Source organism: Spirochaeta cellobiosiphila DSM 17781 (assembly GCF_000426705.1).
GTDB lineage: Bacteria > Spirochaetota > Spirochaetia > DSM-17781 > DSM-17781 > Spirochaeta_E > Spirochaeta_E cellobiosiphila.
Genome location: NZ_AUFW01000018.1, coordinates 144,857 through 165,865, shown reverse-complemented (window position 1 = coordinate 165,865; position 21,009 = coordinate 144,857). Strand labels below are relative to the sequence as shown.

The 21,009-nt window shown below is 36.9% G+C and carries 17 protein-coding genes; all 17 read left to right on the top strand.

Translation table 11 applies throughout. The features are described 5' to 3' along the window. The first annotated feature begins 38 nt into the window (after positions 1-38). The 17 genes from K345_RS0104530 (at position 39) to K345_RS0104450 (ending at position 20,962) form a co-directional block, all read left to right on the top strand. Positions 39-1,001 carry a PhoH family protein gene (locus K345_RS0104530; protein ID WP_028973168.1) on the top strand — a complete coding sequence of 321 codons (963 nt, stop codon included), beginning with the start codon at positions 39-41 and terminating at the stop codon, positions 999-1,001. Then, on the top strand, positions 976-3,081 hold the full coding sequence (locus K345_RS22150) for an HD family phosphohydrolase (protein WP_053228063.1): 2,106 nt from the start codon (positions 976-978) through the stop codon (positions 3,079-3,081). Before K345_RS0104530 ends, K345_RS22150 begins: the two co-directional genes overlap by 26 nt. Further along, positions 3,082-3,534 carry an rRNA maturation RNase YbeY gene (ybeY, locus tag K345_RS0104520; protein WP_028973167.1) on the top strand — a complete coding sequence of 151 codons (453 nt, stop codon included), beginning with the start codon at positions 3,082-3,084 and terminating at the stop codon, positions 3,532-3,534. Beyond that, entirely contained in the window at positions 3,531-4,328 is a 798-nt protein-coding gene (locus tag K345_RS0104515; RefSeq protein ID WP_028973166.1) for a transporter associated domain-containing protein, read from the top strand. The genes ybeY and K345_RS0104515 overlap by 4 nt, the downstream gene beginning before the upstream one ends. Further along, positions 4,309-6,270, top strand: coding sequence for a tetratricopeptide repeat protein (locus K345_RS0104510; protein WP_028973165.1), 1,962 nt, complete (start codon positions 4,309-4,311; stop codon positions 6,268-6,270). Before K345_RS0104515 ends, K345_RS0104510 begins: the two co-directional genes overlap by 20 nt. A gap of 83 nt (positions 6,271-6,353) precedes the next feature. Beyond that, positions 6,354-7,349, top strand: coding sequence for a type I glyceraldehyde-3-phosphate dehydrogenase (gap, locus tag K345_RS0104505; RefSeq protein ID WP_028973164.1), 996 nt, complete (start codon positions 6,354-6,356; stop codon positions 7,347-7,349). 23 nt (positions 7,350-7,372) lie between these two features. Beyond that, positions 7,373-8,557: a phosphoglycerate kinase gene (locus K345_RS0104500; protein ID WP_028973163.1), complete on the top strand. Its 1,185-nt coding sequence runs from the start codon at positions 7,373-7,375 to the stop codon at positions 8,555-8,557. Between the two features lie 14 nt (positions 8,558-8,571). Further along, on the top strand, positions 8,572-9,324 hold the full coding sequence (gene tpiA / locus K345_RS0104495) for a triose-phosphate isomerase (protein WP_028973162.1): 753 nt from the start codon (positions 8,572-8,574) through the stop codon (positions 9,322-9,324). Positions 9,325-9,342: 18 nt separating this feature from the next. Further along, on the top strand, positions 9,343-9,681 hold the full coding sequence (gene secG, locus K345_RS0104490; RefSeq protein ID WP_028973161.1) for a preprotein translocase subunit SecG: 339 nt from the start codon (positions 9,343-9,345) through the stop codon (positions 9,679-9,681). 84 nt (positions 9,682-9,765) lie between these two features. Further along, entirely contained in the window at positions 9,766-10,179 is a 414-nt protein-coding gene (locus tag K345_RS0104485) for a hypothetical protein (RefSeq protein ID WP_028973160.1), read from the top strand. 10 nt (positions 10,180-10,189) lie between these two features. Beyond that, on the top strand, positions 10,190-11,212 hold the full coding sequence (locus K345_RS0104480; protein ID WP_028973159.1) for a peptidylprolyl isomerase: 1,023 nt from the start codon (positions 10,190-10,192) through the stop codon (positions 11,210-11,212). Continuing rightward, positions 11,213-11,632, top strand: coding sequence for a transcription antitermination factor NusB (gene nusB, locus K345_RS0104475; protein WP_028973158.1), 420 nt, complete (start codon positions 11,213-11,215; stop codon positions 11,630-11,632). Between the two features lie 6 nt (positions 11,633-11,638). Further along, complete coding sequence (locus K345_RS0104470; protein ID WP_028973157.1) at positions 11,639-13,261, top strand: tetratricopeptide repeat protein; 1,623 nt, start codon at positions 11,639-11,641, stop codon at positions 13,259-13,261. Positions 13,262-13,272: 11 nt separating this feature from the next. Next, complete coding sequence (map, locus tag K345_RS0104465) at positions 13,273-14,022, top strand: type I methionyl aminopeptidase (protein ID WP_028973156.1); 750 nt, start codon at positions 13,273-13,275, stop codon at positions 14,020-14,022. Positions 14,023-14,028: 6 nt separating this feature from the next. Further along, the gene (locus K345_RS19730; RefSeq protein WP_053228062.1) at positions 14,029-15,378 is read left to right on the top strand and encodes a trypsin-like peptidase domain-containing protein; all 1,350 of its coding nucleotides are present in this window, start codon (positions 14,029-14,031) and stop codon (positions 15,376-15,378) included. Positions 15,379-15,392: 14 nt separating this feature from the next. Then, positions 15,393-15,998 carry a phosphoribosyltransferase gene (locus K345_RS0104455; RefSeq protein ID WP_028973155.1) on the top strand — a complete coding sequence of 202 codons (606 nt, stop codon included), beginning with the start codon at positions 15,393-15,395 and terminating at the stop codon, positions 15,996-15,998. A gap of 2 nt (positions 15,999-16,000) precedes the next feature. Further along, the gene (locus tag K345_RS0104450; protein ID WP_028973154.1) at positions 16,001-20,962 is read left to right on the top strand and encodes an FN3 associated domain-containing protein; all 4,962 of its coding nucleotides are present in this window, start codon (positions 16,001-16,003) and stop codon (positions 20,960-20,962) included. The last annotated feature ends 47 nt before the right edge of the window (positions 20,963-21,009 follow it).

The window sequence follows — 21,009 nt, the reverse complement described above, 5'->3', positions numbered from 1 at the left end:
GAGGGTGTTATGACTAAACTTTTGCTAAAGGAAGGTATGTGAGCGATTATTTTCGCGTAGTTATTGAAGATTCTAGATCCTTGCGGGAGATCTGCGGGATTAACGATAACCATGTAAAAACATTAGAAGATATCTTTGGTATAAAGATATACAATCAGGGTAATGAATTAATTCTGGATTCAGAAGATACTGAGGTTCAAAATTTCTTCAGTCAGGTTATTAACTGTATTCAAATACAGATCTCAAAGGGACAGAAGGTTAGTCGGGATATGATTGTGACTATCGTGGATGCCCTTAGAGCAGATGATCTTCAAGGACTGGATGATTTGTTCAACAGTAATATTATTATTCCTCATGGTTTTTATAAGGTATTTCCCCGTAGTTTTCATCAGACCATGTATATCAAAGGAATTCAAACCCATGATCTATCCTTCGGTATCGGCCCGGCTGGTACGGGTAAGACTTTCCTTGCCATAGCTCAGGCCTTAAGTGAAGTATTGGGCAAAAAACAGAGAAAGCTTGTTCTGACCAGACCTGTTGTAGAAGCGGGAGAAAGCCTTGGTTTCCTACCAGGAGATCTATCTCAAAAACTCAACCCTTACCTCAAACCTCTTTATGATGCTATGGAAGCTTTGGTTCCTGCGGAAATCCTGAACCGAATGGAAGAGAACCGCCTCATCGAAATAGCGCCCTTAGCCTATATGCGGGGACGATCTCTTCAGAATTGTTTTATCGTCTTAGACGAAGCTCAAAATACAACCCGTGAGCAAATGAAGATGTTCCTTACTCGATTAGGGGAAGGATCGAAAACGATCATAACTGGTGATGTTACCCAGATAGACTTGCCTAATAGTAAGAACTCTGGACTAATTCACGCTATGAAGGTTATTAAAGGAATCGAGGACATACATTTTAGCCATTTCACCCATAGTGATGTTGTGCGAAGTTCCTTGGTTAAAAAAATTATAAGAGCCTATGAGACCGAGAAAAAAACTTCTTAATCCTGCATTTTTTTATGTACCCTTTTCTGGTCAGAACCTGATATTTACTGTTCTCTTTGTGGTACTGTCCTGGATACTATTGGTAATGTCTGGTAATAAAAGTCCTTTTGCTGCCCGTATCAACAAGGATCAATGGGAAGTAGGGGATAAAGCTCCTTTTAATCTCATCCTCAAACAGGATATGCAGGTTGTTGATGCTGAAAGCACTCAAACACGTCGAGAAGCTCTGATCGCATTAACCCCTCCTGTCTATGATAAGAATCAGATTGTTATTGATAGCATACTTGATGATTTCGACAGATTTCAGGATTGGTTATCCCTCAATGTGACTTCTGACATATCTCCGGATAGAATCTATTTAGAGCTCCAGGCTGAATTTCCTAATTACTTTGATATACAAACGGTGGAAGATAACCAATACATTTTGGTAAATCCGATTGAGTTAGGTAAGCTCTCAGAACAACTTCATCAAGTATTAAGAAAGGGGATCTTTCTTATTGATACCCCCCTTCATCTGGCTCTGGATAATATATATGTAAAGACAGATTCTGGTTTGTATTCTGTTGATACTGGTTCTATACAAACATTGGAAGACGAATATAATCCCCTTTTGCGTCCCTTTCTTAAAGTGACGAATCATTTTGATCAGGAAGCAACTCAGGAGCAAATCAACAAAAGACTCGATTCTTTTAGTCCTTCTTTTAAAAGTTATAAGAAAGGGGAAGTGATAGTCCGTAAGGGATTCATTATTACTATGGATTCCCATACTCTTATTCAACAGATCATTAACCAGTCCAAAAGCCTGAGTGTGTATCATATTCTTTATTGTTTTGTCATATTGGTGATATCTCTCTTATTAACCCTTAGCTTGTATCATATGGTGGGGTATGTAGGTCTGGATGACAAGGTATACTGGTATTATTTGATCGTTTCCTTTATTTATATAATTTTTATTGTCATTATCAAAAACCAATTTGGCTGGGTTTCTAACCATGTTCTTATGCTACTGTATCCAGCACCACTTTTCTGTATGCTGACTACTCTAATTCAAGGGGAGCGTAATGGATACATTATGGCTTTTTCCCTGTCTTTAGTGACCTTGGCTATTGGTGATATCCCTTTGAGTACCTTCTTGTTTATCCTACTGGCATCCCTCAGTGCTGCCTTATTGGTTCAAGGTATATCAAAAAGGATACATATCATAAGGGCTAGCGCCATATTGAGTATCGTTGAAGTGCTTCTCTTGCTGTTCACTATGCTGATGGATTCGGAAAAACCATCACTTTATGGGGATAGTGTGGGCGTTGCTCTTATTATAGGTTTATTCTGGGGCTTGGTGAGTACTAGTTTGCTTCCCATTTTAGAACACTTTTTCAATTGGCCCACCCCTTTCCGGTTACGGGAACTATCAGATCTAGGTGCACCCATATTCAAGAGAATGCTTAATTTGGCACCAGGAACTTTCAGTCATTCTGTTAATGTGGCCAATCTGGCAGAATCTGCCTGTCGGGAAGTAGGCGCTAATAGTTTACTAGCCAGGGTCGGCGCCTATTATCATGATATTGGTAAGATAGATCAGGCTGATTTGTTTATTGAGAATCAGAAGGGTGTTAACAAACACGATGAATTAAAACCCTCAATGTCGGCGACTATTCTTAAATCTCACGTAAAGATTGGCATTGAGAAAGGAAAAGAATTAGGTTTACCACAAAAGGTTATAGATATTATTGCCCAGCATCATGGCAAGGGGTTAATGCATTTCTTTTATGAAAAGGCTAAGAAAGACAGGAGCGAAGTGAGTAAGGATGAATTCTCTTATAGCGGTCCTAATCCGGAAACCCCGGAAGCGGCCATAGTCATGCTGGCTGATACGGTGGATGCTGCCACACGAACATTGAAGAAACCAACTGTGTCCAAATTAGATAAGATGGTATGGTCATTGATGGTTGGACGTTTGGAAGAGGGCTTACTTAATGAGAGTAGTCTGAACTTTCAAGATCTGGAACAGATACGTGACGCCTTTGTTAAGGTTCTGGCAGGCTACTTCCATACGCGAATTGAGTACCCGGGAGACGAATAATTGAATATAATTGATATTGGATATGAGAATATTGAGGAACCTTATTGGTTAGATAAGGTCGATCATTTTATCAATATAGTTTTAACCCATATAGGAATAAGCAACTGGGAGTTGTCTGTTCTTTTTTGTGATGATACAAAAATACAGGAATTGAACAGAGTTTACCGGCAAAAAGATGAACCAACTGATGTTTTGTCCTTTGAACAGAGTGTGGAGGACTTTCCCTTCCCCACAGAACAAATTTATGCGGGTGATTTGGTTATTTCTATGGACACTTTGGCTAAAAATGCTGAGTATTTTAAGGTTGATAGAGAAGAAGAGTTTAAAAGATTAATCATTCACGGTATACTCCATCTAAACGGATGGGATCACAGTGATAATTCTCCTGAACAGGAGATGTTAATATATCAAGAAAAAATACTTAGAGAGATAGAAGGAGAGAGTATATTTTGAAATCAGGTAATTTCCTGAGTCAGTTATTTAAAGCCAAAAAAGATGATGAGGAAGCCTCGTCGTTAGAGCTTTATGAACAGGACATGATCCGTGGAATAACAGAACTTTCTGAACGAACCGTTAAGGAAGTCCTTGTTCCCAGAATTGATTCCATTTTCTTAGACATTGAAATGGATATAGATGAACTTCTGCATAAGGTTGTAGAGTGTGGACATTCACGAATGCCCGTATTCCGTTCTACTATTGATAATGTAATTGGAATCTTATATGTCAAAGATCTCCTTCATCATATAATTAAAAAGAAAACTAATACTGATGAGTTATGCATAGATAAGATCATGCGTAAAGTATATTTCGTTCCTGAAAGTAAGCGTTTAGATAGTTTGCTTAGGGAATTCCAAAAAAAACGAGTTCATATTGCTGTTGCTGTTGATGAGTACGGCGGGGTTTCAGGTATTGTCTCTATGGAAGATATCATTGAAGAAATCGTAGGAGATATCCAGGACGAATTTGACAATGAAGAAGAAGACATTGTTGCTATTGAAAAAGACGTCTACCTCTGTGATGCCCGTGTCAGCCTAGAAGATCTCAATGAGGCCTTACATCTGGATCTACCCTTATCGGAAGTGGATACCTTAGGTGGATTCGTATTTGAACAAATGGGAAAAATCCCTTCACGCTTTGAAAAGGTTAATTATAAGAATGTTAATTTTATCATACAGAATGTTGTAGGTCATAAAATTAAAACAATAAAAATAGAGTTGACAGGTGATAATGAAGAGAATCTGGAGTAGTCTTTTATTCCTCTTTTTCTGTATATCCTCTTGGGGACAATCCGCATCGGTTTTGTCCTACAGAGAGGCTAGTAAAGCTGTAGATCAGGGAGATTACCTCCTGGCAGTCGAAAAGTATAATGACGCCTTGTCAGACAATCCTTATTATTTGGATGCCTATTTAGGTCTGGGAAGGGCTTACTTCTATCTGGATGAATGGGATGAAAGCCTTTTCTATATTCAAAAAGCTCGAGATCTAGAACCCAAACGTATCCCTCCTATGATATGGGAAGCCCGTGTTTTGGCTGCCCAGGGTAAGTCAGAGGAAGCTAAGAAACAATTAGACCAAATTCTTCAAGATCAGCCTCATAACCTGGACGCTGTCAAGGTTCAAGGTGAGATTGCCCTCCTTGATAACCAACTTCGGAGGGCTTTGAGCTATTATTCAACGATTTTGAATCAAAATCCCTCAGACAGAGTGTCTTTGCTGGCCCGTTTACTGATCTATGAGCGTTTAGGTGAGCAGGATAAAGCGCTTGTGGATTTACGCAAGGTTGTTAGGCTCTTTGATAACCTGCCAGAAGTAAATCATGTAGCTGCCGTTTATTATTATAATATTGGTGATTGGGATAGGTCTCTTACTTATATTAAGCGTGCCTTATCCTTTATTCCTGATTCCTTTGATTTTTTAAATCTTCAATCTCTTCTTTACATGCATAAAGATGAATTTTTATTAGCTCAAGAGGTAATCCTTCAGCTGATGCAGGAAGAACCGGACAATATAGAGTTACGATATAATCTTGGCTTTTGTTATTATAAATTAGGGGATATTGATAAAGCTTTGATTCAATGGCAGGGTGCTTTGAAGCAAAATCCAGATAGTGAGATCATACGCTATAGTCTGGAAGAAATAGTGAGTGATAATTTTGGCTTTGATAATGATTATCGGAAGGATTTAGCCAGCTATCATTTTGAAACTGGCCAGAATAACTATATTAATAATCAATTCATGAGTGCTTTGAGAGAGTACAGAAAAGGATTACTTCTTGTTCCCACTGATACTCAAGGCAATACTTATTATGCAGAGGCTTTCAAAAGTTTAGGTTTGGACGCTTCCTACCTTCGTCAACTAGAATTTATGAACAAGGAAGATCTGTTAGATCAGGATCAGAAGGATGAACTGGAAATCTATACAAGTCTATTAAGTGATAGTCCCTTTGAGTCCTGGGATGTTGATCAATTTAGTGTCCCCCGCGATCCTTATCGTTTAGATCTTTATTATAGTGATTCAGATAGTAAATTGAGCTTGTATAATAGTGAGGAGGGACTGCTTTATCTGGCAAGAGCTGAATTATTATATTATAACAGGCTTTTGGTTAGTAAGGGAGGTCTTGTATCTGGTTTCAATGAGGCTTTCCGTCAGTCCTTATCTAATGGCAGTGATTATTTTGTTATACTTAGCTTCAATGATGATGGTGGATCTTTTGAAGTTTACTGCGATTTATACCTAACAAGAACGGGCACCAAGATTACAGAACTTTCTGTTCTGCGCCGTGGTAATGAAAAGATAGGCTTGTCCTTAAGGAAATTATCAGACTTAATATATTCAGCTCTTCCTCTTTATGGACGTATCATAAAACGTGACAATAATATGGCTCTTATTAATCTGGGGGCTAATGATGGTCTTACTATGGATGATAACCTGCAAGTACTTAAGAAGGGGAGCTTGGAATTATCTCCCAGGGATCTAGGATATTCAATTACTAATGAAAACATCCTGGGCCAGTTGACTATTACCAACATTGGGGAGAATATAGCAACTGGAACATTGGAATCGGCTACTACTTTTGATCTCATCAACCCTGATGATAATGTGATAAAGATATCTGAAGAAAGTCTGGATAGTATTCCGACTGTGAGGAGCACCAATTCATTATATGAACAGGTCCTCAAGCTTAAATGAACTGGTTCTTTTATAATTGACATTGCCCCATGAAATGAGTATTATTTTTATGGGTAAAAAAATCTCGAATTCGGAGGAATTAAATGAAGTTAGCAATTAACGGATTTGGTCGAATCGGAAGAAATGTATTCAAAGTTGCTGTTGAAAAAGGCATCGACATTGTTGCAATTAACGATTTGACTGACGCAAAAACTTTAGCTCACCTTCTAAAATATGACTCAACTTTTGGTGTTTATTCCAAAACTGTTGAAGCTAAAGATGATGCTATTGTTGTAGATGGTAAGGAAATTAAAATCTATGCCATCAAAAACCCTGCAGAACTACCTTGGAAATCTCTTGGAGTTGATGTTGCCATCGAGTCCACTGGTGTATTCCGAACTGCTGAAGGTCCTCGAGGTGGTTACCTAGACCATATCAAGGCTGGTGCTAAGAAGGTTATCCTTACAGTTCCTGCTAAAGATAGTATTGATACTATCGTTCTTGGTGTTAACGAAAGCGAACTTGGAAAAGTTGGTGATGCTGTATCCAATGCATCTTGTACAACTAACTGTTTAGCTCCAATCGCTAAGGTTCTTAATGACAAGTTTGGTATCGAACAAGGTCTTATGACTACTGTTCATGCTTATACTAATGACCAGGTTATCCTGGACTTGCCACACTCTGACCTTAGAAGAGCAAGAGCCGCTGGTCTTTCTATCATCCCAACTACAACTGGTGCTGCCAAAGCTGTTGCTTTAGTTATTCCTGAATTAAAAGGAAAACTTAACGGTATGGCAATGAGAGTTCCTACTCCTACTGGTTCTATTGTTGACTTGACAGTTAAATTAGCTAAAGATCCTTCTGTTGAAGAAATCAATGCTGCTATGAAAGAAGCTGCTGAAGGTCCAATGAAGGGAGTTCTTGAATATACAGAAGATCCTATCGTATCTATGGATATTAAAGGTAACTCACACTCTTCTATTTTCGATGCATTATCAACAATGAAAATGGAAAATGGATTTGTAAAAGTTCTTTCTTGGTATGATAACGAGTGGGGTTACTCTAACAGAGTTGTTGACCTAGCTCAAAAACTTGCTTAATCACATACACTAGGAGATAGTCCATGGCCGTACGCACTGTAAAAGATCTAGATCTTAAGGGTAAAAGCGTACTGGTTCGCTGTGATTTTAATGTCCCCCTCAAAGAGGGGGTCATTACTGATGACACCAGAATCAAAGCTGCCCTTCCTACTTTAGAATATATTCTTTCACAACCTGATACTAAATTAATTGTTATGAGTCACTTAGGTCGACCTAAGGGAGAAAAAAAGCCTGAATTGAGCTTGGCTCCTGTGGCAAAACGACTTGGTGAATTGTTGAAGAAAGAAGTTAAGATTGCTTCAGACGTTATCGGTCCTGAAGTAAAAAAAGAAGCCGAAGCCCTTAAAGCAGGTGAAATTCTGCTATTGGAAAACGTTCGGTATTACAATGAAGAAACAAAAAATGATCCTGAATTTGCAAAGGAACTTGCTTCTTTAGCTTCTGTTTACATTAATGATGCTTTTGGTACTGCCCATAGAGCTCACGCTTCAACAGAAGGTGTGACAAAATATGTGGCTCAGACTGCAGCTGGATTTTTAATGGAAAAAGAGGATAACTTCTTAGGTGGAGTTCTTAAGAATGAAGACAAGCCTTTTGTAGCCATTGTAGGTGGCGCTAAGGTATCATCTAAAATCAGCGTTTTAGAAAGTCTGTTGCCTAAATGTACTACCATGGTAATTGGTGGTGGTATGGCTTATACCTTCTTAAAAGTAAAAGGTTTTGAAGTTGGTAAGTCCTTAGTTGAAGAAGATTATCTAGACACTGCAAAAGCTCTTCTGGCAAGTGCTGAAAAAGCAGGTGTTGAAATTATATTACCCCTTGACCATGTCGTAGCTGCTGAGTTCAGCGAAACTGCTAAAGCGGAAGTTATTGATGATGTTAATGTTCCTGCTGATAAGCTTGCTATGGATATTGGTCCAAAAACTTTAGCTGCTATCAAAGGTAAAGTTCTTAACGCTAAAGGTGTTGTTTGGAATGGTCCTATGGGAGTATTCGAATTCGACAACTTCGCTAAGGGTACTTTAGCTGTGGCAGAATATGTTGCTGAATGTAAAGGTGTTACTGTAGTAGGGGGAGGAGACTCTGTCGCTGCTGTTAACAAATTTGGTTTGGCATCAAAGATCGATCACGTATCAACTGGTGGAGGTGCTTCTTTGGAATACTTAGAAGGTAAATCTCTTCCTGGTATTGTGGCACTAGAAAAATAATTAAGGAGTCTACCATGAGAACTGCTTTCATGGCTGGTAACTGGAAAATGAATAAAACTCCTTCCGAAGCTGTAGCTTTCGCGAAGGAGCTTGTTGAGGCTTTAAAGGGAGCTAATGCAAAAGCATTAGTAGCTCCTACTTTTGTAGCCCTTCCAGGAGTTGCTGAAGTTGTTAAAGGAAGCAATGTATTGCTTGGTGCTCAGAATATGGCGTCTGTTGAATCAGGTGCTCATACTGGTGAAGTATCTGCGGATATGCTTTTGGATATCGGCGTTCAGTATGTTATTCTTGGTCACTCTGAACGAAGAGCTATATATGGTGAAACTGATAGCTTGATCAATACTAAGGTTAAGTTTGCTATTGAGAAAGGTTTGTTACCCATCCTTTGTGTCGGTGAAACTCTTGAAGAAAGAGAAGCTGGCAAATTGGAAGAAGTAATCCTAACTCAGGTTAAGGAAGGCTTAAAAGGGGTTAGCGAAGCTGATTTGGCTAAGGTAACTATCGCTTATGAACCTGTATGGGCCATTGGAACTGGTAAAACTGCTACTCCGGATGATGCTGATGCTGTTCATAAATATATAAGAAAAGTTATAGCTGACCTCTATTCAGGATCTGCCGCAGATGCTATTATCATCCAATATGGTGGTTCAGTGAAACCAGATAATGTCAAAGAGCTAATGGCGATGGAAAATATAGATGGTGCCCTTGTTGGTGGTGCTTCTCTTAAGACAGATTCCTTCAAGTCCATTGTGTTTTTTGATAAATAATCGAAAAGGTGATTTTGGATGGGAATTCTTAGTACACTTTTACTTGTAGTTTTCGTTATTACAGCTCTATTTTTAATACTTATTGTAATGATTCAAGATGATCAAGGCGATGGTATTGGTGGTATCTTCGGTGGTGGTTCAACAACTCCCTTTGGTACTAACAGTGGTAACGTTTTAACTAGACTTACCTCCATTTTAGGTGCTGTTTTCTTGATCGTTAGTTTTGGATTAGCTTGGATAAACAGAACCACTGATGTTGGTGATGTAGCAGGTGCTGCACGTAAAGAAGCGACAGCTCAAGCTAGTGAATGGTGGAATACACAAGATTCAAGTGACGATACTTCAGTAACGGAGTAAGACAAATATTTTTTGTGTTGAGGGCGCTCGAAAGAGAGCGCCTTTTTTTTTGACACAATACAGTGTAGTTGTAAGGAGATAAATTTGAAGGTAGCTGTAGTCTATTTTGCAGATAAGAAACGTAAAAAATTAGCTGACCTGGCAAAAGGCTTAGCCAAGGGACTTGAAAAACAAGGACACCTTGTGGATATTATTGATGTTGCAAAAGATGTTAATAGTAAGTTAACAATCTATTCCTATATTGCTATTGGTACGGAATCTACCCAGTTATTTAAGGGGAAAATTTCAGATCCTTTAAAAAACTTCCTTCGTGGCTGTGGAATGTTGGGCGGCAAAAAATCTTTTGCCTTTGTAGATTCAACTATCATTGGGTCAGGAAAGACATTAGCTAATTTGATGAAGCTCATGGAATCGGAAGGGATGTTTTTAAAATATTCTGAAGTAATAAAAGATGGTAACGAAGCAGAAGCTTTAGGAACAAAATTAAAGGTACAGTAAGGTTATACTTATGAAGAAAATTCTTGTTATAACAATGCTCTGTTTGGCCTCAGTTGTCTTCGCACAGGACAATCCGCTAGTCGCTAAAGTTAAATTAACGGAGTCCGTTGATATCACAAAAGCAGAGTATGAAAATCAAGCTAACTACTTGGCAAAAGTACGAAATGCTCCCTTGGATAATAAGGCCAAGAAGGATCTCTTGGATCTTATGATAGCAGAAGTACTGATAAATCAAGCTGCCACACGTGATGGAATAGTAGTGACCGATGGGGATATTCTTAAGGAAATACGTAAACAGGTTGATCAAAATTTAAGTGATGACAAGTTAAAACAGGCTGTAACTCAAAAGTTTAAGGTCTCATGGGATGAATATGTGAAGATTGCCCGTAAAACTCTTGTTCAAAAGATTTATTTAGAACAGAAGAAAGGTTCTGAATACTTAACAGTCCCCGAACCCAGTTCTGAGGAAATAAATAATTTTTATCAGACTAATGCGACCCAATTCGTTAATCCGGAGATGGTTAGAGCTAACCATATTTTTTGGGATACTAGGGGTAAGTCTCAAGAAGAAAAAGCGGCAATGTTAAAAGAAGCTACCCAGGTTCAAAAAGATATTGCCAATGGCAAATATAACTTTTACAAGATGGTTCAACAGTATACCCAGGATAATAACTCTAGATCTCGTGGTGGGGACATGGGTTACATCGCTCGAAATGACAAACGTGTACTACAAACCTTAGGTAGTGTCTTCTTTCAGAAGTTATTTACCATGAAAGTTGGTGAATTGTCTCAGGTAATGGAATCAAATGTTGGTTACCATATTGTTCAGCTTAATGAACATTTAAGCCAAAGATTTTTGAAGTTAACAGATCCTATTTCTCCTGTAGATAAAACTACAGTCCAACAATATATACGCGCTCAAATGATGAATCAGCAAGGACAATATCAATTACAGAAAGCTGTAAATGAGTTGGTAAATGAAATTAAAAAAGATCCAAATACAAAGATTACTATTTATGAGGAGAATTTATAGATGGGAGCTCGTCGCAAAGCGAGAGAGATAGCCTTTCAAGCTTTATACAGCTGGGAAATGAATGATTTAGATAAGGCTTCGATATTAAGTTTTGATTGGATGAATGAAGACGAGCATAGTAAGCTTTCTGAAGATATAAAAGCTTTTGCCAAATTATTAATTGCTGGTGTTATTGATAATATTGAAGAAGTCGATAAGGGAATATCCAAGCACTTAAAAAACTGGGATATTAATAGAATTAACAGGGTAGATTTAGCTATACTTAGACTATCAGCATATAGTTTGATCTATCAAAAAGAGATCCCCCATAAAGTTGTCATTGATGAGGCAATTAATATTTCTAAGAAATACAGTGCTGGTGAAGCGTTCAAGTTTGTAAATGGAGTGTTAGACAATCTTCATAAGGAGATTGTTGGCTAATAAAGTATGAAGAAAAGCTTAAAAACTATTTTGTTTCTTGTTATCGGTATCATGCTAATTGCTGGTTCTGCCCTCACGGTAGCCTACTTTATCAGCAAGAACAAAGTGAAGAGTCCTAGTTTTCTTGTTCAAATTCAAGGAATTGACAGTTTAATGGGACAAGGTTTTTTTGCTAAAGCAAAGGATCAGCTACCTGAGCTGTTTAAAGCAGCCAAGAATGATAAAGAATGGGAGCGGATTTTGAAGCGCACCTATTATATAGGTTCTTATTTAGATGATCCTGAGCTTTTATACAATACTAGCAAAGTAGCAATTCGCCATCACAAAAATTCTTTTCGAATTATCCCATTTATGGTAGTCGCTTCCTTAAAGACTAATAGAAATGTGGAAGCTTCTGAGTGGGCTACAAAACTCAATAATGACTCTTGGGCCAACTTAAAGAGTCTGGCTTATCTTAATAATGATCCCCTTAAGTTTGCAGAATCCATGAAAGGAGACGATTTGTCTCCTTTATTTGATCAAGAACTAAACTCTGATTATGACAAGCTTTATTTATCTGCCCAGAAAACAAATGATGATAGATTATGGTTGGACGCAGCCTTCTTTAAGGCTCTTGCCGGGGATAAAGACGGCATTATTGATATGCTTAATAGTATGAATGATAAGAGGGCCTTTTCTGAACCTGTAGCCAAACTTTATTTGGATGTAGGAGACTATACCAGCGCTGCTGTATATTTGTCTGAAGCCATATCAAGATATCCCAGTAAGCTTGGCTTACTAGTAATGCGTGGGGATTTGGCCTTTACCACTCGAGACCTGGATACAGCTGTAGCTATTTATAATGAGGTCCTACAGAAGGATCCTAAGTTCTCTTGGTTACCTTATTATAACCTCGCTGTCATCTATCAAAAACAAAATCTATTGGACAACTGTATTAACATCTTAGAAACAAGTTTAGAATATTACCCTGATAAAGCTGATCTTTATTTGTTTTTGATTGAGATGTTAGCTTACACAGAACGAAATCAAGAAGCAAAAGACTTGATAAATAAATATTCTGACGATACAGAAGTCGCTCTTATAAATTTGAAATGGTATCCTTCTTTAGAATCTCCAAAACGTAGAACAGCTAAATTGTGGGATTTGTATAATAAAGATCAGAAAAAAGAAAGTATAGCTGAATATCTTGCATGGAATTCTCTTCAGCTTGGTGATATAAAAGATGCCCAATTGGCACTAGATATTTCCCAGAAGAGATTAGGAATAAAATGGTGGACCCAGTTTTATTATGGTGTTTCTTATGTTTTAGAAGGGGATTTTGAACAGGCTATAGAGCACTTAAGTGCATCTGTTAAACTTCAGGAAAACTTTTACAATGTAATGACCTTAGCAAAGGTGCTTCAGTTAAATGAACAATGGAATCAAGCTTTTTCTTACCTAAATAAAGCTTTAGATATAGCTGAAGCTGATAATAAGGATAAATCAATCCTATCCCGAATTCACCTTTCATTAGGTGAGTATTATATTAATCAAGTAGACACAAATAAGGCAAAATTAGAACTTGCACTGGCCATAGAATTGGACAAGACCAATATAAAAGCCTCCATGCTTTATGACCAGCTTAAATAGATGAGGTATATATGATTAGCATTAAGAATGATGAACAGATAAAAGGAATTAGAAAGTCCTGTCAATTATTGGCTTCTTTATATGAAGTGATCCCCTCAAGGGTTAAACCAGGTGTAACGACAAAGGAACTTGATTCTTTCGCCTATGACTTTATATCAAAGCATAAGGGAATCCCTGCCTTTTTAGGCTATCAAGGTTTTCCAGGAACGCTCTGTACCAGTGTAAATGATGAAGTCATTCATGGTATTCCAGGGAATAGGAGATTGAAAGAAGGGGATATTATCAGTATTGACTGCGGTATTAATCTTGATGGCTATATTAGTGATTCAGCTATAACCCTGGCTGTTGGTCAGATTTCGGATCAACATAAAAAGTTGCTGGAAATAACAGAGAAATCTCTTTATCTTGGTATTGAGCAAGCCTTGAACAAAAATAGGGTAAAAGACATATCTCGAGCTGTTGAGGCCATAGCCCGTGAGAATAATTTAGGTATTGTTCATCAATATTGTGGACATGGTGTTGGATTAGAAGTTCATGAAGATCCTCAAATCCCTAATTATGTAGGCCGTGGTCCTAATCCTAGACTGAGACCTGGAATGGTATTGGCTATTGAGCCTATGCTTAATATTGGTACGGGAGATGTGGAAGTATTAGATGATGACTGGACTGTTGTAACCCTTGATGAAAAAGCATCAGCCCACTTTGAACATACCGTTCTTATTACAGAAAATGGACCTGAAATACTTACAAAACTAGGATAGTTATTGATGAAGAATAAAACAATTTTCTTTCTTGTCCTCATTATGGTGAGCTTTTTGACGAGCTGTACTTCAACTGTATCTATATTAAGCTTACAGAGCTCTTTTAGACGTATAGCCTCAGATGTTCGCCCTTCTGTTGTACAGGTTTTGTCTTCTACTTCTGGGGGTGACAATAGTACTCCATGGGAATATTTTTATAATAATCCAGATGATTTAAATGATAAAATTGATCCTAAACGCACATCTTTAGGATCGGGAGTCATTTTTAAAAACAACGGATCTGATTACTATATTGTTACAAATCGCCATGTTGTAGCTGATTCTGAAGATGTTCATGTTAAGTTGTATGAAGGCCCTCTTCTTGAGGCGGAAGTCTTAGGCGTTGATTCTCGAATAGATATTGCTGTTCTTCATATTAAGACTCAACTAAAATTAAGAGTTATCTCGATCGGTAACTCGGATAAATTAAAGGTCGGGGACTTTGCTATTGCTATCGGGAGCCCTTTAGGGTTGGAATCTACTGTGACTTCAGGAATCATTAGTGCTACAGGGCGTCGGGGTGGTCCTGGCGGTAATATTAGTGATTTTATCCAAACAGATGCCTCAATCAATCAAGGTAACTCAGGGGGGGCTCTTGTCAATCTGAAAGGCCAACTCATTGGTATCAATACCTGGATTGCTACAACTACCGGTTCTAGTGTTGGACTAGGTTTTGCTATACCCATAAATAATGTCTTTAATGGAGCTAATGATATTATTGAAACAGGCCATGTACGTTACGGATGGTTAGGAGTCAGTTTCCTGGATATCAATAAAAAGACAAGAGATAGCTTGAATATTAGTCAATCAAAGGGTGCCTTTGTATCCCAGGTATTTATCGGTTCTCCAGCCTTTACCAGCGGTATAAAACCTGGGGATTATGTTTTAGCTTTGAATGATAAGAATTTTAATTCAGTCGATGAATTGATTTTTGACATTGGTAAATTACGCCCTCAGGACCAGATAAAGCTGAGTCTGGTACGACAGGGGCAAATGAAAAATCTAAACATCACCCTTGGTGAACGAAAGGATGAAAATGAATTAGCGTCCTTAAATCCTTCATTATGGCCTGGCATTGTGGTTGACATCTATGAGGAAGAGGATTTGAATGGAGTACAGGTTTTACAGGTGTATCCTAGAACGCTATTCCAGCTAAGTGGATTACGAACTGATGATATAATCACTCAAATCAATGGAAGAGAAGTAAAAACTCTATTAGAGTTTTACACACTTCTTAACGATATTGATAGTGATGCCATAACTATGAAGATAGTACGTGAAAATACAGATATGGAAATAAACATTCCATTGAACTAGATAAAGGATATTAAATGCATAAAGACTTTCTGTCATATGATCAAATGAGGAATAACACATTAAAGTTAGGACATCAAATAATAAAGAGTGGTTTTGTCCCTGATGTTATCTATGTAAGTCTACGAGGCGGAGCTTATATGGGGAATATTCTAAGTGAGTACTTTAAAATAGCCCGTAAAGGGGAACGTCCTATATTCTATGCTGCAGTTGTAGCTCGTTCATACACTGATATCAGACAACAAGAAGGTATTCATGTAGATGGTTGGACTTATAGTCCTGATCATCTAAGACATGGGGATAAGATCTTATTAGTTGATGATATTTTTGACTCCGGTAATACCATTAATCATTTAGTTAATATCATCCTTGAGAAGGGCATCCCTCGTGAAGATATTAAAGTCGCTGTTCATGATTATAAGATATTTACTGAAGGGAAGTTACAGCAACCAATACATCCTGATTTCTATTGTCGTAAACATATAATTGAGAAACCAGAAGAAGATAAATGGATTCACTACATGAGTCATGAGCTAGTAGGTTTAACAAGGGATGAATTAGAAAAAAATTACTTTAGTAAAGATGAAAAATTAAGAGAGGTATTCGACTTCCTCGGTGAATAATCATGAAAATACGAAGTTTGGTTACAGTTTTATTACTCTCAAGCACTTTACTTTTTGCTCAGGAAAATGATGACATTAATTTTAGTGTCAAAGAGGGAATCTACAGAGATAACCAAACTTTAATCATTGAAACGGCAAATCAGGACTATGGTAATGTAAAATATAGTTTTGATAAGGATGGTCCTTTTTACCGATATGTTGGCCCCATTAACTTAAGTGCTGCTATCGGTGAAAAGCGTTCTTACAACGTTTATGCAAAATTAGAATCAACAATAATTAGCCATAAATATGTGATTGATCGTAGTCTTCCCCAAGCTCCTATCCCTTTATTAACTTCAGGTACTTATTGGGGGGACCAAGAACTTCGCTTTGCTCCTAATCCGTTAGGCCTCTATTACACTATAAATAGTAATAACGATGATCTCCATTACTTAAAGAACGGAGAAAGCCTTCAATTAAAAGCTCCCTCCCATGGGGAGAAACTATATGAATTACTGGTTTATAGTTCTTCTTCGGGCAATAAAAGTGATTTGATCAAGTTAAGATATAATATAAAAGCTGTTTCTTTAAGTTCTGATCTTAATATTCTCAGCCCCGTGCAGGGGGATTATGTTAATGCACAATTGCTATACATAGACCATTCTAATTTTGAATGGATTAAATATACCACTGATAATACAGACCCAGAGAAAAATGGCTTATTCTATAATGAACCTATAATGCTGGATGAAATTGGCCTAGTTCGTTTGAAAGTTGTTGGGATGACCATTTCAAATCAACAGCTTATTCGAAAAGAAGTTTTATATAAAGTTAATACAGCAATTGAAGAGCCTGTGTCATTCGATAGCGGTGTTTATAATCATAAGATTGATCTGGATATGTCTAAGATTAAGGGGCAAATATTTTATTCCTTTTCTGATAGTTCAGATAATAACTATTATTCTTTTACAAGTCCCATTAATATACCTAAGCATAATAAGGCCTTATACTATACGCCTTTTTCCTTTAAAGTTAAAAAGTCAGATAATCGCTTTGGCCCTGTTCATCGATACTTTTTTATTGTTGACGATAGGGATTATGTTAAACCTTATCTCGATAAGACATGGCTAAGTAATAATGAAGTATTTCTTAATATAATTGGTCATCCTGGTAGTCGTATTTTTTTCAATTTGGATAATAAGGGTTATCAAATCTATAAGACCCCTCTGGATATTACCGTAGATGGGGTGTCTCATGACATTCAGTTCTATGCTCAGTATTCTGAGGGTAGAAGAACAGAAGTTGTGAAGGAACAAATACCTCCATTGAAGGTTATTGACGATCAAGAGTTAGCTTCTTTTGAAAGGGGTGACCAGGGCAGATATACTCTCAATAAGCTAAGCAAACTGGATTCTCTTTTTGTTCGTTTTATTTCTAATGATGAAGATAGTGGATACATACCTTTTACTAAGAATATTGATTTTAAGATTCCCCTTGGATATGCTAAAAATATTACCTTTCAATTTAGAGCAGAAGAGGCAGATCAAGTCCTTCAAAGTTCTATTGAAGCTCAACTAAATAATAAACCTTATTCTACACCTAGTATTTCTGTTATAGGAAGAACCATTAATTTAACTGGACAGGGGAAACTTTTTCTGATCATTAATGACGGTAAGAGCGAAAAAACGTTACCCTATGTGTCACCTTTTTCCTTGAACACTCCAAGTTTGAAGTTTAATGAATACCATATAAAGGCTTATAGTATTGATGACAATGACAATAAAAGCCAAGTAAGTAACGAACATATTATCACCATCGATAACCGCAACCCTAGTATTACGGATATTAAGGGAGTACAGGATGGTGGGGTCTATAATAAAGAAGTTTTATCTTTATTCTTGAGCAGTACCGGACAAAACACAGTTATAAGATACAATTTTACTGATGATGGTACGGAACCTGATACTCCCAGTGTCGATTCTTTACAGTATAACGGGCAAATCAGCATTAGAACTGATCTTAATCAAAGAAAGAACTACTGGTATAAGTTCAAAGCTTTTAGGGAAGACTACGAACCCAGCTCTATTAAAGATATAAAATTTGAGGTTGATAGATCGATTCCCGAACTTCCTCAGATTAACGTTCCCGATCAAAGTTATGTTACTAATAAAGATTTTGAACTCGAGATGAGTAGTGTAGAAACGGGTGATCTTATTTTCTATAGTCTTGCCTCTACGGAAGAATCATTGAGTAATCCTCTAGAAAAGGGAAATATCTATACAAACAGTATATCTCTTATTGGTGTTGATAATGAGGATACCCATTATTTCTTACGTGTTGCTGTGAGGGACAAAGCAGGTAATATACAAACAGAGCAGAGGGTTTATCACATCACAATTGATAAGACGATTCCCTTACCTCCTGATATCACATTATCTCACACAGAGGAAGCCGTATCAGTCGCAATAAGTGGAGCCTCAGAGGGAAAGCTTTATTATCGTTATACCAAATCAGAGAATGAACCTTTCCGTTTGTACAATAGCCCTCTCATTATTTCTTATCCCACAGATAATATTGAGCAATTACAAGTTGAGTCTTTCTTTGTTGAAAATAGTGGGAATAAGAGTCCTACCTCAAGATCTTCTACCATTGTATTAGATGGAAGATTACCTCAACCTGTTAATCCTCCTAGTATCATATATTATGGTGACAAAGTGGGAATATCTTTCAATAGTAATGATGATCAATTGATATACTATCGTGTTCAAGGAGATTCTGATTATCAGCCAGTACAAGAAACCCTTGTATTCTCCTTGGAAAATATTCGCGATCGATATATTGAAGCGTATTCCCAGTTGCCAAATGGAAGAAAGGGCTCTCCTCAAACCTTTATGATTAGTTCCAAACAAATCAATGAACTCCCTTTGGAAGGTGTTCAGGACGGAGATATTAGTAATACTGGGATAACATTAAGAGCCACAAATCCTGAAATTGGTTTTCGCTATGAGTTGTTTTTATCTGATATGAAGGATGTTAGCGTATCGGAATATTCTCCTCTTATGAAAGATAAGCTGGATATAGATGTTAATCCAGGAGAATCAAAAAGTTTTAAACTTCTACTTCAACCTATACTTTTGAAAACAAATAAAACAATTGGTGATATTAAGCAAGTTAGTTTTACTATCGATAGACTACCTCCCTCAACACCTATTGTAGAAGGTGTTGAAGATAAAGGCATTTATAGCCAGGAAGTGAGAATTGAGCTCAAAGGTAATGGAGATATTCATTATGTTCTCACCAATACCACGACAGGTGAGGAGACAGAACAGGTCTATAAAGAACCCTTTTATGTGAATGTTGACAAGGGGGTAATTGCTGAATACCAGTTAAAATATTATGCCATAGATCAAGCAAAGAACAAGAGCGATATGAGAAATATCGACTTTTCAATTGATAGAGCAATTGTTTATGTTTCTGTAACAGGACAGGATGATAATAATGGTACAAGAGATTATCCAGTGCGATCTATTGATAAGGCTCTCGCCATTATTAGAGATACGGGTAAATCGGCAATATTTCTTAGTAAGGGTGAATTTGTATTAAACAAGCCCTTTCAAATAACTAAAGATAATTTCTATATCCGCGGCGGTTTAGATGTCTCTAACTGGTTTGATACCTCTGAATCCTCCACACTCATAACAGGTCCATATTTTAAGACTTCACGAGCACTATTTGAGGTGAAGGGAGGAAATTTAACTGTACAGAATCTTGATTTTAAACTGAAAAAAAAGAGTGTTGAATATCTGTATAATATGTCTTCTGGATCAATAATCTTTAAGGATTATCAATATGTGATGGATTCTCCTGAATATGATCACTTTCTTGTGGCTACTGGTGGTCGGATAGACATTAAAAATAGTCATTTTGTTATTACAAATTCACAAGAGATGGATGATGTCTTTCAATTAGGGGATGTTGAGGTCATTGTGTCTGACTCTCGCTTCGAACTGGAAAAGGTTGGACAATTTACTTTGTTTTCTTTGTTGAATAAGGGATCCCTTTCCATTGCAAGTAGTCAAATTACAACAAATCATACTAATACAGGTAATATTATAAAAGGTTTTAATACCTCCATAAGCATTGAGGAATCACGCCTTAATCAAAGCAATGCTAAAGGGGTGCACAATGGGATTCTCCTAAGTGATTCTCAACTTTCTATAAATTCCTCTTTATTTATGAATAAAGATATGAGTAATAGTACGGCTATTAAAGTTTCAGGTACAACTGTTGATCTATCTAATAATCAATATGTGTCAAACGAGGTGATGAATCAAAGATGGATAGATTTGAATAAATCAAATCTTACTATTAATAGATCTTCCTTTAATGGAGGAAAGAATGTAGATTTTTTCAATCTTATCTCTTCTTATTCTTCTCAGGTATATATGGTAAATTCTTTTGTCAACCTGGATCAGAGTTCTATGATTAATCTGTTTAATTTTAAAAGAGATTCTGTAAAGTTGATAAATAATACAATCTATGTTCAAAATTATAGAAAGGTTATTGGTCTACAGTCTCATGATGTTACCCAATTACATATCATTAATAATATCTATATGGGCAATAATGGATCGTCTACTGCTTTTGATATAGTAGATACAAAAGATTTACAGATTAAAAATAACAACATAAGTGATTGGAATATAATAGAATTAAATAATAAATTATTAAATATAGATGATTTAAACCGTTGGGATGATGAGGCTTTTGGTGGGCATGTAGATAGCAATATAAACCAGAACTTTAATAGTACTTTCACCAATGGTATACTGTCCAAAAATAGTATCTATCATTTGCGTTCTGATTCAGATAGCGTTAATGGTGGCATAACTTATGAAGGTCCCTTATTAGATTTAGACTGGCATCAAGATGTAAGACCTGATGGTTCAACACATATTCCTGATATAGGGGCAGAAGAGTTTTAAATAAAAAAAGGTTGGAAAAAAATCCAACCTTTTTTATTGAACCATTT